Annotated in this window: 13 protein-coding genes; 7 read left to right on the top strand and 6 right to left on the bottom strand. The window is 70.0% G+C overall.

The window, feature by feature from the left end:
- Positions 1-144: 144 nt before the first annotated feature.
- Positions 145-744 carry a hypothetical protein gene (locus VIM26_RS05915; protein WP_331949424.1) on the bottom strand — a complete coding sequence of 200 codons (600 nt, stop codon included), beginning with the start codon at positions 742-744 and terminating at the stop codon, positions 145-147.
- A gap of 261 nt (positions 745-1,005) precedes the next feature.
- Between VIM26_RS05915 and VIM26_RS05910 the strand changes: the two genes are divergently transcribed.
- Together VIM26_RS05910 and VIM26_RS05905 are read left to right on the top strand one after the other, a co-directional pair.
- Positions 1,006-1,698 carry a hypothetical protein gene (locus VIM26_RS05910; RefSeq protein ID WP_331949423.1) on the top strand — a complete coding sequence of 231 codons (693 nt, stop codon included), beginning with the start codon at positions 1,006-1,008 and terminating at the stop codon, positions 1,696-1,698.
- Positions 1,699-1,709: 11 nt separating this feature from the next.
- A complete protein-coding gene (locus VIM26_RS05905; RefSeq protein ID WP_331949422.1) occupies positions 1,710-2,393 on the top strand; it encodes a DUF2306 domain-containing protein in 684 nt (227 codons plus the stop codon).
- Here the strand turns inward: VIM26_RS05905 and VIM26_RS05900 are convergent.
- A complete protein-coding gene (locus tag VIM26_RS05900; RefSeq protein WP_331949421.1) occupies positions 2,385-2,999 on the bottom strand; it encodes a glyoxalase in 615 nt (204 codons plus the stop codon). The genes VIM26_RS05905 and VIM26_RS05900 overlap by 9 nt on opposite strands.
- Positions 3,000-3,119: 120 nt before the next feature.
- Positions 3,120-3,275, bottom strand: coding sequence for a hypothetical protein (locus tag VIM26_RS05895; RefSeq protein ID WP_331949420.1), 156 nt, complete (start codon positions 3,273-3,275; stop codon positions 3,120-3,122).
- A 116-nt stretch (positions 3,276-3,391) separates the two neighbouring features.
- Between VIM26_RS05895 and VIM26_RS05890 the strand changes: the two genes are divergently transcribed.
- A complete protein-coding gene (locus VIM26_RS05890; RefSeq protein ID WP_331949419.1) occupies positions 3,392-3,793 on the top strand; it encodes an ABC transporter permease in 402 nt (133 codons plus the stop codon).
- Between the two features lie 150 nt (positions 3,794-3,943).
- Entirely contained in the window at positions 3,944-6,907 is a 2,964-nt protein-coding gene (locus VIM26_RS05885; RefSeq protein WP_331949418.1) for a PQQ-dependent sugar dehydrogenase, read from the top strand.
- Between the two features lie 37 nt (positions 6,908-6,944).
- Here VIM26_RS05885 and VIM26_RS05880 read toward each other — a convergent pair whose 3' ends face one another.
- Entirely contained in the window at positions 6,945-7,754 is an 810-nt protein-coding gene (locus tag VIM26_RS05880) for a hypothetical protein (RefSeq protein WP_331949417.1), read from the bottom strand.
- Between the two features lie 19 nt (positions 7,755-7,773).
- On the opposite strand from VIM26_RS05880, the gene VIM26_RS05875 reads away from it, so the two are divergent.
- On the top strand, positions 7,774-8,820 hold the full coding sequence (locus tag VIM26_RS05875) for a GlxA family transcriptional regulator (protein WP_331949416.1): 1,047 nt from the start codon (positions 7,774-7,776) through the stop codon (positions 8,818-8,820).
- A 9-nt stretch (positions 8,821-8,829) separates the two neighbouring features.
- Positions 8,830-10,785, top strand: a complete 1,956-nt coding sequence (locus VIM26_RS05870) for a bifunctional diguanylate cyclase/phosphodiesterase (protein ID WP_331949415.1) — start codon at positions 8,830-8,832, stop codon at positions 10,783-10,785.
- On the opposite strand, the gene VIM26_RS05865 is transcribed toward VIM26_RS05870, so the two are convergent.
- Complete coding sequence (locus VIM26_RS05865; protein WP_331949414.1) at positions 10,718-12,013, bottom strand: sugar ABC transporter substrate-binding protein; 1,296 nt, start codon at positions 12,011-12,013, stop codon at positions 10,718-10,720. The two genes, VIM26_RS05870 and VIM26_RS05865, sit on opposite strands and share 68 nt — an antisense overlap.
- A gap of 118 nt (positions 12,014-12,131) precedes the next feature.
- Here VIM26_RS05865 and VIM26_RS05860 point away from each other — a divergent pair, with 118 nt between their 5' ends.
- Positions 12,132-12,497, top strand: coding sequence for a hypothetical protein (locus VIM26_RS05860; protein ID WP_331949413.1), 366 nt, complete (start codon positions 12,132-12,134; stop codon positions 12,495-12,497).
- Between the two features lie 98 nt (positions 12,498-12,595).
- Here the strand turns inward: VIM26_RS05860 and VIM26_RS05855 are convergent, their stop codons facing one another.
- The gene (locus VIM26_RS05855; RefSeq protein ID WP_331949412.1) at positions 12,596-12,826 is read right to left on the bottom strand and encodes a hypothetical protein; all 231 of its coding nucleotides are present in this window, start codon (positions 12,824-12,826) and stop codon (positions 12,596-12,598) included.
- Between the last annotated feature and the right edge of the window lie 70 nt (positions 12,827-12,896).

Below are 12,896 nucleotides of genomic sequence, written 5' to 3'. Positions count from 1 at the left end.
GGGTGAGAGGTGGTCGTCGACGTCGATTCGAGGGCGAGCTCTTGTCCTCAGAACGGCGACCTGTCACACGCTGAGCGGCATAGCCCGCGCGCTTGTTCTTTCGGAGGGGAACGTGGGGGCCTGCCCAACTGAACGGCATTGGCGCTAGTCGCCCATGCGCATTCGCCGGCGCAGCTCACGGACCCGGTCCGAGTGTCCGGCAGGGTCATCGTCCGGGTCGACCTCGTAGTGGTCGTCCTCGTCGTCCTGACCCGCCCCGACGGGATCGATCGCGCTCTGCATGAGTCCGTCGACGATCTCCTCGACCGCCGCGGTCAGGTCGAGCTCGTACGACGTCGTGCCGTTCGCGAGGGCAACGAGCCGGACCGGCAACTTCTGGCCGTCCAACTGACTGAGGACGGCTGCGGCTCCATCGGGAGCGTCCTGCGGCACGCGCACTGCCACCCGCATCTCACGAGGCTTCTCCGGGGACTCCACCAGCGACCGCACCATGTCGGACGCGTCCAGCCAGTCGGCGATTTCCGCACCTCCGACCGCCCCTCGCGGAATCGCGTCCTCGACCGACAGATGGGGATGCGTGACCGCGAGGACCTCCAGCCGCGAGAGAGCCCGTACGAGCCGGGTGGTGTGCTCGGCCAGGTCGGCAAGATGATCATCGCCGTCCAGGTCCCCCCGGTGATACGTCCAGATGGTCTGCGCGTCATCGATCGCGTCCAGGATGTTGCGCGGGTACAGGGGATCCATAGGACTCTTTCGGTACCGGCCGCGAACCGCTTGAGCGCCGACGCGCCGACCCACCCACACGGCCTAGGAACGCTCGCGCGTACCCAGCCGTCTCACGCCGCGCCGCCCCTGGGGCTGCGCAGGACGGCATCGGTGCCGGTCCGGCGGTAGGTCTCACCACAGAGTTCACATCATGTGGTGATGCCAGGTCACCACACGCATCCCTAACTTCGAGTCATCCCGCGGCGCCCGCCGCGAACGCTCAGAAGCAAAGGTGCCGACATGACCATCACCACCGCCAAGCTCATCCGCGCGGCCGGCGTTGCCGCCGTCGTCGGGGGGCTGCTGTACATCGGCGTCCAGATCAACCACCCCCACCTGGACCTCGCCCTCGTCTCCACGACCGAGTGGAAGATCCGCCAGACCATGAAGGTGCTCTTCACCGCCCTGTCGCTCGCCGGCATCACCGGGATGTACCTGCGCCAGGTGAAACAGACCGGAGCCCTCGGCCTGATCGGGTACCTCGTGCTCGCCGCCGGCTTCCTCCTCATGCTCAGCACCGAGGTCATGGGCGTGGTCGTCCTCCCGGCCATCGCCGGCACCTCACCCGGCTACGTCACCGACGTCCTGGCGGTGGCCGTTCCCGGCGGGCACGCGATTGGCGACATCGGGCTGATGGGCCCGCTCACCCAGGTCGCCGGCGTCGGCTACCTCGCCGGCGGCCTCCTCTTCGGCATCGCCCTCTTCCGCGCCCGCATCCTCGCCCGGTGGGCCGCGGCGCTCCTCGCCGCCGGCGCCGTCGCGACGCTCGCGATCCCCCTGCTCCCGCAGGTCAACTTCAGGCTGTTCGCCATTCCCACCGGCGTCGCACTGGTCGGCCTCGGCTACTCGCTGTGGCGCGAGCAGCGCGCCCCGGCCGCTGAGGCGCTGACAAGCGCCGTCGGCTCGGTGCTCGACCCGGCCGGCGCCACGTGACGCTGCCCGTCGTGATCCGCCCCGCCCGGTCGACCAGGTCGACCGGGTGGGTGCCGGTCGCACTCGTTGCCCTCGTCCTGGTCCCCGCCATCGCCGGCTCCCTGCGCCTGCTCGATCTCTCCGGCGGCCCGACCCTGATGCCGGCGAACCCGCGCATGTCGGCCTCGCCGGTGCCCGTCGTCGTGCACATCATCAGTGCCCTCGCGTACGCCACGCTCGGCGCCTTCCAGTTCTCCGCCGGGTTCCGCCGCCGTCGTCCGGGCTGGCACCGCATGGCCGGACGGGTCCTGGTCGTGCTGGGCCTGGCGGTGGCCTTCTCGGCGCTGTGGATGACGCTGTTCTACCCACGCCAGCCCGGTACGGGCGAGCTGGCGTACGTGTTCCGGCTCTCGTTCGGATCGGGCATGGCCGCCGGCGTCATCCTCGGCCTCACCGCGATCCGGCGGCGCGACGTCGCCCGCCACCAGGCATGGATGACCCGTGCGTACGCTCTCGCCCTCGGCGCCGGCACCCAGGTGTTCACCCAAGGCCTCGTACACGCGGTCTTCGGCACCAGCGCACTCACCACCGACCTGAGCCTGGGTGCGGGCTGGGCCATCAACCTCGCGGTCGCCGAGTACGTCATCCGCCGACGTGGCAGCCGCCGAACCGCGTCGACCACCACTGGTCGCCGTGGTTCGGTGATCTCAGGCTGACGCGGCCTCCCACGCGAACGCGTCCGGGTCGGTGAAGGGCCCGGCTTCGCTGCCGATGACGACCCAGTGCGATCCGCTGCCGTCGGCAGGGACGCCGACGTCCTTGGCAAGGGCACGGTGCCCGTAAAGCGCCAGCTTGACGGGACTCGACCCAGCGGCGAACTCGACGTACTTGTTGCCAAAGCTCTTCGCGACGGCGAGGCCGTGGTCGACGTAGAACCGCTTGCTGGCGGCCATGTCGGCGACTCCCAGCAGGAGCGCGATCTCGTCGATCTGCCGGGTGGCCGGGCCGGTGTCCTTCTTCGCCGAGGTCGCGACCTTCCAGATCGTCCCGTCCGGGGCTCGAACGACGCCGCCGTAGCCCCAGAACGACTTCGCGACCGGCTTGACCGCCGTGGCGCCGGCATCCAGGGCGGTGCCGATGAGGCTGTTGACGGTCGAGGGCTGGGACACCATGAGCGACAGCGTGAACCCACGGAAGCCGGTCGTCGGGGCGTCCGAGGCCCGCAGGCGAAGCTGAGTGTCCAGACCGAAGGCCGCGGTGTAGAACTCGCCGGCGAGCGTCGTGTCCGGCACTTCGAGGGTGACGGAGTCGATGGAGGTCATGACAGGTCCTTCGGTGAGGTGGGTGTGATGAGCGGTTCGGTGCTGCCCATGGCCGTCACGCTCGATGCGACTCCCCGGCCGGCGCTTCTCGATTCCTGCTCGAAGTCGTCCCCCGAGGTCTTACTGGGGCGAGACCCCATCGCGGTGGGTGAAGGAGAACCAGGTGAGGATGCCGTAGAGCCAGACGGCGCCGAGCACGAGCGTGAGCAGCAGGATCTGCAGCCACGGCGGCGGGGCAAGCCAGCCGAGGACCAGGGCGAGCGCGGCAGCCACCATCAGGGCCGCCTCGGCGTCATGTCCCGCACCCTCAGCGGTCCGGTCTCGGCCGGGCAGGCGCTCGCCGGTCAGGCGCTCGGACGCTTCACGATCGCGGTGTTCCAGGGGGCTACATCATGGTCGCCTCCGCGATCCTGTTCCGAGTCAGCTGGGGCAACATCTGGCTCTCGCTCCTCGTGCTCGCCACGTTCAGCGCGGTCGCCGCGGGCGCCGCCATGGTGATCGGCTCGCTGCTGGACAACGACGGCGCAGCGTCGGGCGTCGGCATCGGGCTGGGCCTCGTCCTCGCGGCACTGGGCGGGTGCATGCTGCCGCTCGAGCTCTTCCCGGCCGCCCTGCGCGCCGTTGCCCATGTCACGCCGCACGCCTGGGCCTACGACGCGTTCGCCCAGATCCAACGCCACGACGGGACGCTCGTGGACATCCTTCCCCAGCTCGCCGTCCTGCTCGCGATGGCCGCTGCGCTCCTCGCGCTTGGCACCTGGAGCCTGCGCCGGAGCATGTCTCGAGCCCTCTGACGCCCGCCCGCCAGCTCGCGACGCCAACAGGCCAATCATCGCAATTCGCCATATTTCGCCCACTCTGACCGTTGCGCTCGCGGACCACCCCGTTGCATCCTCAAGACGCGCCGCTGCGCTGCGGTGCTGGAGGGGTCAATGTTGATCCGCATGCGACGAGCGGCTCTCCTCGTCCTGCTCGCGGTCCTGTGCTCGGGCCTCACGGCCACGGCCGCACCACCCGCCGCTGCGGCGGTGATCGCCGGCTTCAGCGACACGCTCGTGGCGAGCGTGAGTTCCCCCACGGCGATCGCGTTCATGCCGGACGGCCGCATGCTGATCACGGACAAGGGCGGCAGGCTCCGGGTGCGAACGACTGCCGGCACGCTGCTTGCGGCGTCCGCCCTCGACATCTCGTCCCGGATCTGCGTCGGTCTGGAGCGGGGCCTGCTCGGCGTTGCCATCGATCCCGACGCGGCCACCCGCGCGATCTACCTCTTCTACACGGCAAGGGGCACCAACACGACCTGCCCCTCCAGCCAGACTGGGAACCCGGTCGGCGCGCCCGTCAACCGCGTGTCGCGGTTCGTCCTCGGTGACAACAACGTCGTCGACCCCGCGAGCGAGACGATCCTGCTCGACGGGATCTACACGCCGGCCGGCGACCACAACGCCGGTGACCTGAACATCGGCAAGGACGGCTACCTCTACGTGACCACCGGCGACGGCGGCTGCGACTACGCGGGCAACAGCGGCTGCGGCGGCACCAACGACGCCTCGCGGGACCGGAACGTGCTCAACGGCAAGATCCTGCGCGTCGACCGGACGACGGGCGCACCGGCGCCGGGCAATCCGTTCCTGGGCACCGGGTCCGCGAGCTGCCGGCTCGCCCCGGCGGCTGCCGGAACCATCTGCCGCGAGACTTTCGCCTGGGGCCTGCGCAACCCCTTCCGGTTCGCGTTCGACCCGGACGCGGTCGGCACGTCGTTCTACATCGACGACGTCGGCCAGAACGTGTGGGAGGAGATCGACCGCGGCATCAGCGGTGCCGACTACGGCTGGAACGCCCGCGAGGGCCACTGCGCCCAGACCGGACTGGCGACCGACTGCGGCGCCCCCACCCCCGCCGGGATGACCGACCCGATCTACGACTATAGTCACGCAGCGGGCTGCGGCTCCATCACCGGCGGCGCGTTCGTGCCGAACGGCGTATGGCCCGCCGCGTACGACGACGGCTACGTGTTCGCCGACTACGTGTGCGGCAAGATCATGATGCTCAACGGCGGCACGAGCACCGACCTCGCCTCGGGCCTCGGCGGCGCGGTGCACCTCGAGTTCGGGCCCTACGCGGGCACCCAGGCGCTGTACTACACGACATTCACGAACGGCGGGGAGATCCACCGCCTCACCTACACCGGCTCGGCGAACCGCACGCCGATCGCCGCCCTGACGGCCTCCCCCACGAGCGGCCTGGCGCCGCTGACCAGCACGCTCAACGGCTCCGGCAGCAGCGATCCGGACGGGGACACGCTGACCTACCTGTGGACCTTCGGCGACGGGTCCCCGGGCGCGACGACGAGCGCCGCCACCGTCTCGCACACGTACCCGGCCGGCACGTGGACCGCCAGCCTGCAGGTCCGCGACCCCGCCGGGGCTGTGTCCGCGCCGGCGACCGCCACGATCAGCTCGGGCAACACCGCGCCGAGCGCGACGATCGCGTCGCCCGCGACCGGCGCGGTCTTCACCGCCGGAGCCACCTATCAGCTGAACGGCTCGGCCACGGACGCGCAGGACGGCACGCTGGCGCCGTCCCGGCTCAGCTGGACGATCGTGCGCGTGCACGACCAGCACACCCACCCGTTCCTCGGGCCGGTGACCGGGACCGGAATCACCTTCACCGCACCCGGCCCGGAGGACCTCGCGGCCGCTGCCAACAGCTTCCTGCGCATCAGCCTGACCGCCACCGACTCGGGCGGCGTCTCGACGACGGTCGTCCGGGACTTCCAGCCGAACAAGGTCGCCATTACCCTCGACACCGCGCCGCCCGGCCGGCAGATCACCGTCAACGGGCAGTCCGTCACCGGGCCGACGACGGTCACGTCCTGGGCGGGGTTCGCGCTTGCGCTCGCGGTGCCGGCGCAGATGGACGCGGCAGGCCGGCCGTACGGCTTCAACCGCTGGTCCGACGGGTCGTCGTCCGCGACCCGCACCTGGACGACGCCGTCGGCCGCGACGACGCTGACCGCGGCCCTGACGCTGCGCGGCCTGCAGGGGGCGTACTTCGACAACCAGGACCTCACCGGCGCCACGGTGAACCGTCTCGATTCGAGCATCGCGTTCAACTGGGGTATGGGTGCGCCCGTGTCGGGGATCGGAGCCGACACGTTCTCCGTGCGCTGGAGCGGCGCCGTCATCCCGCGGTACTCGCAGACGTACACGTTCGCCACGACGTCGGACGACGGCGTCCGGCTGTGGGTGAACGGGACCCGGGTGATCGACCAGTGGACGAACCACTCCAGCCGGGTCGACACCGGCACGATCACGCTCACCAGCGGAGTCCCCGTACCCATCGTGCTCGAGTACTACGACGGCACGGGCAACGCCGTCGCGCAGTTGCGCTGGTCGAGCACGTCCCAGGCGCAGGAGGTCGTCCCCACGGACCGGTTGCGCCCGTACTACGCCGTGAACATGCAGCCCGCCGGCCGTCCGGTGCCTCCCGGGTACGCGCCCGACACCGGCGCGGTGTTCGCCAAGCGGTCGTCGGGCCTGAGCTACGGCTGGAACGCGGACAACTCGACGGCCACCCGCGACCGCGACTCGACCAGGTCGCCGGACCAGCGGTACGACACGCTGGCCTTCCTCCAGCTGTCGCCGAACACCAACGCCCGCTGGGAGCTCTCGGTGCCCAACGGCACGTACAGCGTGCGGCTGGTCGCGGGAGACCCGACGGCGTTCGGCTCCACCATCCGGCTGGCCGCCGAGTCCGTGCTCGTGGTGAGCGGCACGACGACGTCGGCGCAGCCCTGGCTCGACGCGACCGCGACGGTCACGGTCAGCGACCGTCGGCTGACGATCTCCAACGCCGCAGGCGCGGCGAACAACAAGCTCGCGTTCCTCGAGGTCCGGCTGCTCTGATCGGACGGCCGTCGAACGTGTTCGCCCTGGTGGTCGCTCAGTCCGCGAGAAGCTCGGTGCGGAGCTCGTGGCTCTCGTCGGGCAGGCGGGCCTCGTAATAGATCCGCCGGCCGCCGCCGGGGAGCGCGAGCACCTCGAGATAGCGCACGTCGACGACGGGGGCCCCGACCAGCGGGACGAAGCCTCGCTCGCCGGCCGCCGCGAAGCCGGTGCGCTCGAACCAGTTCTCCTCGGCGCTCGCGCGCCCGTCGTACGCCGCTCGGCCGTCGGGCAGCACACAGGTCACTCGCGCACCGCGGGCGTCCCACTGACCAGAGCGGCCCTCGAGGACGGCCCCGCGCCAGTCCCAGGCGAAGCCGTCGGCGCTGGTGGCGTACGACGTCTGCATCCGGTCCTCGTGGCCGACGACGTCGAGCAGATGGCAGCACAGCCAGGCCTCCCAGCGCACCCCGTCGAACCGGACGACCGGGTCCTTGACTCCGACCGAGGCATCACCGGGAAAGACCGGACGTATCTCGGCGTCGGCGAGGCCCGCCAGGGTGGCTGACTCGAGCACGCCGACCCACCAGTGCAGGCTTCCGGGTGTCGCACCCGAGACGTACATCCGCCAACCGTCGGCGACCCGCACCAGTGCTGGACGCTCGACCATGGAGGCACCAAGATCGGCGGGGCGCACGGTCGCGACCGCGTCGAAGGTGATCCCGTCGTCGCTGCGCGCGACGATGTTGCGGTCGCCGGCACCGTCGCGGACCCGGTAGGCCAGCGCCACGGACTCGTCCAGGTCCAGGGCCGCACTGGGTGCGCCGGCCCATCGCTGCGGCCCTGCTCCGGGCGCTCGGGCAACCACGTCGAAGTGTCCGGTGGGGATGGGGAGAGGTGCCTTCGAGCTCGGAATCGCCTGCCAGGTCTTCGGCCTCGACCGTTCCGACGAGGGACTGCCGACCTATGACTTCGCCGTCGCCGGCGCCCGGTCCGGCCCCGTCCCCACCACGAGCGGCTTCCCGGTGCTCGTCGAGCACGGCCTGGACCGCCTGGCGAGCGCCGACCTCGTCGTCGTACCTGCCTGGCCGACGCTGGACGCCCCCATCGACCCGGACCTGCTCGAGGCGCTGCGATCCGCGGCACGTCGCGGCGCCCGCGTCATCTCGGTGTGCAGCGGGGCATTCGCACTCGCCCAGGCGGGGCTCCTCGACGGCCGCCGAGCGGCGACGCACTGGCAGTTCGCGGAACTGCTGTCCCGGCACTACCCCCGGGTCGACGTCCAGCACGACGTGCTCTACGTCGAGGACGGGCCGTTCCTCACGAGCGCGGGCGCGGCGGCCGGGATCGACGCCTGCCTGCACGTCGTGCGACGCGAGCACGGCGCCACCACGGCGAACGCGGTCGCGCGGCGGATGGTCGTGCCCGCGCACCGTGCCGGCGGCCAGGCGCAGTACGTCGAGATGCCGGTTCCCGCGCCAGCTCAGGCCGGGCTGGCCCACGTGCTGGACTGGGCGGCCGCACACCTCGACGAGCCGCTGAGGGTGGACGACCTCGCCGGCCGGGCGTCGATGTCAGGCCGGACGTTCGCGCGGCGGTTCCGGGCCCAGGCCGGTACGACCCCCAAGCGATGGCTCCTCGACCAGCGCCTGCAGCTCGCCGAACGGCTGCTCGAGAGCACGGACCTCACCGTCGACGCGGTCGCGCACCGATGCGGATTCGGCAGCCCCGACACCCTGCGCCACCACTTCGCAAGGCGGCGGGGCATCTCGCCGGCCGCCCATCGGCTCGCGTTCCGGGTAGCCGAGCGAGCGGGTCCACAGGAGCCGGAGGGAAAGATCCAGGAGAAATCCGCCGAGACCCCGCAGCGGGGTGATGATGGAGGGGCCCGTGCCCGTCGGCATGGAGGGAACCCATCTCGCAGCGGCCCTTGAGGAGGGTGCATGCGTACACGTGCCGGAGTGCTCGGCACCATCGTGCTGGTCCTCGTGCTCGGAGGACTCATGTCGGGCGTCCTGGTGGCGATCGAAGGCGTCTCGGCTCGGAACCAGGCCGTGGACCGGTCGACCGTGACTCTCAACGCCTACCTGGACGTGCAGCGAGCGGTCGCGAACGAGGTCTTTGCGGAGGCCGGCTACCGGCGGGCACCCGGCAGAGGGTCGAGAGACCGCGCCGTCGCGACGATCGCGACGCTGAACGCCGCGGTGAACGCGGTGCATGAGCTGAGGTCATCGAACGACGACCCGAGCGAGGGTGGCGTGGGCGACTACCTGTTCATCCTCGATGCCCGCTACGAGCGGCTGGTGCGCGCCTCGTTGTGGGGCACGGACAGTCGCCTGGCCGAGTCGAGCAGCTACGAGGTCGGCCCTGCCCTCGACGCCATGGCGCCGCTCGTGGACGGCGCCGTCGCTCGCCACGAGCAGATCGCGGCGCAGGCCGCGAACGAACAGCGCCGGCAGGTGCGCGAGCTGTGGCTGCTTGCGCCGGCCGCGCTGGCAGCGGCCATGGCCGCGACCGGGCTGTGCTGGGCGATGATCCTGGTCCAGCACGGTCGGCTGCGGGGCCGCGCCGAAGCCGGAGAGTTCAAGGCGCTGCACGACACGCTCACCGGACTCGGCAACCGCGCCTTGCTGGCGCAGGAGCTGCGAGCCGACCTCGACAAGCCCTATCCCGACTTCGCGCTGCTCATGGTGGATCTCGACCACTTCAAGGAGATCAACGACGGCTACGGCCACTCCGCAGGCGATGACGTGCTTCGGGTCGTCGCCGAGCGGTTGCAGGAGGTTTCCGGGCCCCTGGACGTCGTCTGCCGGATGGGCGGCGACGAGTTCGCGGTGCTCGTGCGGCCCGCTTCGGCCACCGGGGCGGTGGCCGCCGACATCGGCACCTGCCTGCAGAAACCGATCCTGCACGAGGGTGTCGAGCTGCGGACCAGCGGCAGCGTCGGTCGCGCAGTGGCGCGTCCCGGGCAGGGCGAGCGCTCGATCCTCACCGAGGCCGACGACGCGCTCTACACCGCGAAGCACTACAGCGGCCGCGACCCCGCCGACGTGATGGCCCGGCTGAGGACGGTGCAGGAGCTGCGGACGGCGTTGGACCGAGAGCAGTTCGTCGTCCACTACCAACCCAAGGTCGACCTGGACACCGGCGAGGTCCACGACCTGGAGGCACTCGTGCGCTGGGACCACCCCACCCGCGGCCTGGTCTACCCCGACGCGTTCATCGACCTGGTCGAGCAGTTCGGGCTGATGCCGGCGCTGACCCGGAACGTGTTGAGCCAGGCGCTCGACCAGGTCGCGGACTGGGCGGAGCAGGGCCGGGTCGTGACGGTCGCGGTGAACCTCTCGGCCAGCGCGTTGAACGATGCGACCCTCCCCGAACTGGTCACCTCCATGCTCGCTGCCCAGGGCGTTCCGGCCCACGCCCTTCAGCTGGAGCTCACCGAGGAGTTCCTGATGGTCGACCGGGACCGGGGGCGGGCCATTCTGGATCGGCTGCGGGAGGTGGGGATCCAGATCTCCATCGACGACTTCGGCACCGGCTACAGCGCACTGTCCTACCTGCGCGACCTACCCATCGATGAGCTCAAGCTCGACCACTCGTTCATCTACCCCATGGCCGACGACGCCCGCGCCGCCGCCCTGGTCGCCGCCGCCATCTCCCTGGCCCACAGCCTCGGCCTGCGCATCGTCGCCGAAGGCGTCGAGACCTCGGTCGCGTACGAGCAGCTCAGGCGCCTCGGCTGCGACCAGGCGCAGGGCAATTTCATGTGCCGCCCCGTCCCCGCCGCCGAGCTCGACCACTGGCTCGACGGCCGTGCGACACCCACCATCAGAACTCGTTCATCCACGCAGCCTGAGTCGTGGCAAGCATCTCGTCCACCGACTGGTCGCCGGTGAGCACCCGCTGGAACTGCTCGTCGAACTGACGCATGAGCTGGTCGGCGACCGGAAGGCCGGTGAACTCGTTGGCCGGGTGGCCGCTGTGGTAGATGTCGAACGCGGCCTTCAAGAGCTTGTCGCTCTGGACGAAGTCGGGCACGGACTTGACGTTCCCCGGGAACGCGAAGGCGGCCGACGAGAGCTCGGAGTTGGTCTTCTCGCTCATCAAGAACTGGACCAGTTTCCACGCCTCGGCCTTGTGCTTGGAGCTCTCCGCGATTCCCACTCCCCAGGAGGCGTACGGAATGCCCCGCTCGCCCGTGAACCCATCCGCGGCCGGGATCGCGGAGATGCTGAACTTCAGGCCTTTGTTGTTCTCGCGAATGAGGTTGATGTGCGCAAGCGAGTCGATCATCATGCCGACCCGGCCGTTCGTGAAGTCCTCGACCTTGTCCTGCTCCTTCATGGTCAGGGCTCCGGGAGCGATCACGTTGTCGTCGTAGAGCCCCTTGATGTACTCGACGGCGCTCTTCACGGCCTGATTCGTCAGATCGGGCTTCCCGTCTTTGAGCATGCTCCCGCCGGACGACCAGACCCACGACATGACATCGTTCTGGATCCCGTGCGCCTCTTCGAGCGAGAGCGGCAGGACCCAGCCCTTGGTATTCCCACCCAGGGCGCTGATGGCCTTCGCGGCGGCGGCGAACTGCGTCCGGTCCGACGGTGGCTTGGCCACGCCGGCCCGTTTCAGCAGGTCATCGTTGGTGAACAGCGGGTAGACGAAGTTGACCACCGGGATCATGTTCGTCTTTCCATCGATCTTGATCTGGCTCGCAAGCTGGCTTTCGTCGTACCCCGCGTCCTTCATCAGCGCCGACAGGTCCGCGATCGCCCAATGGGAGAAGTCACTGATCCAGGCACCGTCCAGGCCCACCACATCGGACATCGTGCCGGCAGCGGCGCCCGCAACCTCCAACTCCCTCGTCGAGGTGAAGGGCGCGGTGCGCAGCTCCACCTTGATGGTCGGGTTCTCGGCCTCGAACTTGTCCATCAGGGCGCGGAGAAGACCGGGCGGCAGCTCCGGTTCCCACCACTGGGCGAACTCCAGGGTCACGTCCGCGCCGGCAGCCGCGTTGCCTGACGCACCGTCCGAGGCTGTGCCGGTACAGGCTGCGGCGAGCATCACGGCGATCCCCGCGCCAAGAATTGCGAGGACCCGTTGCCCGCCGAACGCTGCACTGCGCACGTCTTCAAACGTTAGTCGCAGCCGCCGACGAGGTCGAGCGCCTCTTCCGGTCACCTTGGTAGCGTCAACGGGCGGCGGCGAACTTCGCCTCCGCCCCACCGAGCCGAGGGAAGTTCCTGTGCCTGAGCCCGTCTTCGACCGTCGCGACCAGCTGGAACAGGTTCAGAAGGGCTTGATCCAGGGCGAAGAGGTGCTTGCCGTCTACGACTGCGTCGGAGTCGGTACCGGGTTGCTCGGACTGACGACGCTCCGGGTCGTCCTGCAGGACAAGAGCTTCGTCGGCAAGAAGCACGCGATCACGTCGCTCCCGTACCGGCAGATTCGATCCGTGTCGGTGGTCAGTGACAAGTCGATGGGCGGGAAGTTCTTCTCGTCGAGCAGTATCGCCATCGACGCCGGGGGCACGATCTATCAGGCCGACTTCCGCGGCGACGACAAGGCCTCGAACGCCCACAACATCGTGCTCTGGTACATCACGCGCTGACCGGCTCATATCTCGGGACTCCGACGAACCCGGGCAGCACGCAGCGCACCACGGAGCGCCGCCCTCAGCCGGTGGAGGACGGCGCTCGGTCGTTCAGATCAGAGCTCGACAGTGGTCGACCGCCCGGCATGCTCGGCGAGGTCGTGCGGCAGGTAGAAGCCGTCCGGCGCCGCCTGGATGCTCGTCCAGTAGGTGCCGAGGTCCGAGCCGCCGTTGCGAGAGATCTCAGCCCAGACCTCGCCGGGGACCGGCCCGCGAGGGTCGGCGTGCAACTTCGCTCGCGTCGCCGGGGTCAGGGATTCCCACCACTGTTGCGCTTTGGTCGTCATGCTTCGTGACGGTAGCGCCGCGCAGGGCCGGCATCGGGACGTTTGGTCCGGCCCAGATCCCCGGTTCATG

The organism is Pengzhenrongella sp. (genome assembly GCF_036565025.1).
GTDB lineage: Bacteria > Actinomycetota > Actinomycetes > Actinomycetales > Cellulomonadaceae > Pengzhenrongella.
The sequence above is the reverse complement of the archived record's forward strand: the minus strand, read 5'-3'. Positions and strand labels throughout refer to the sequence as shown.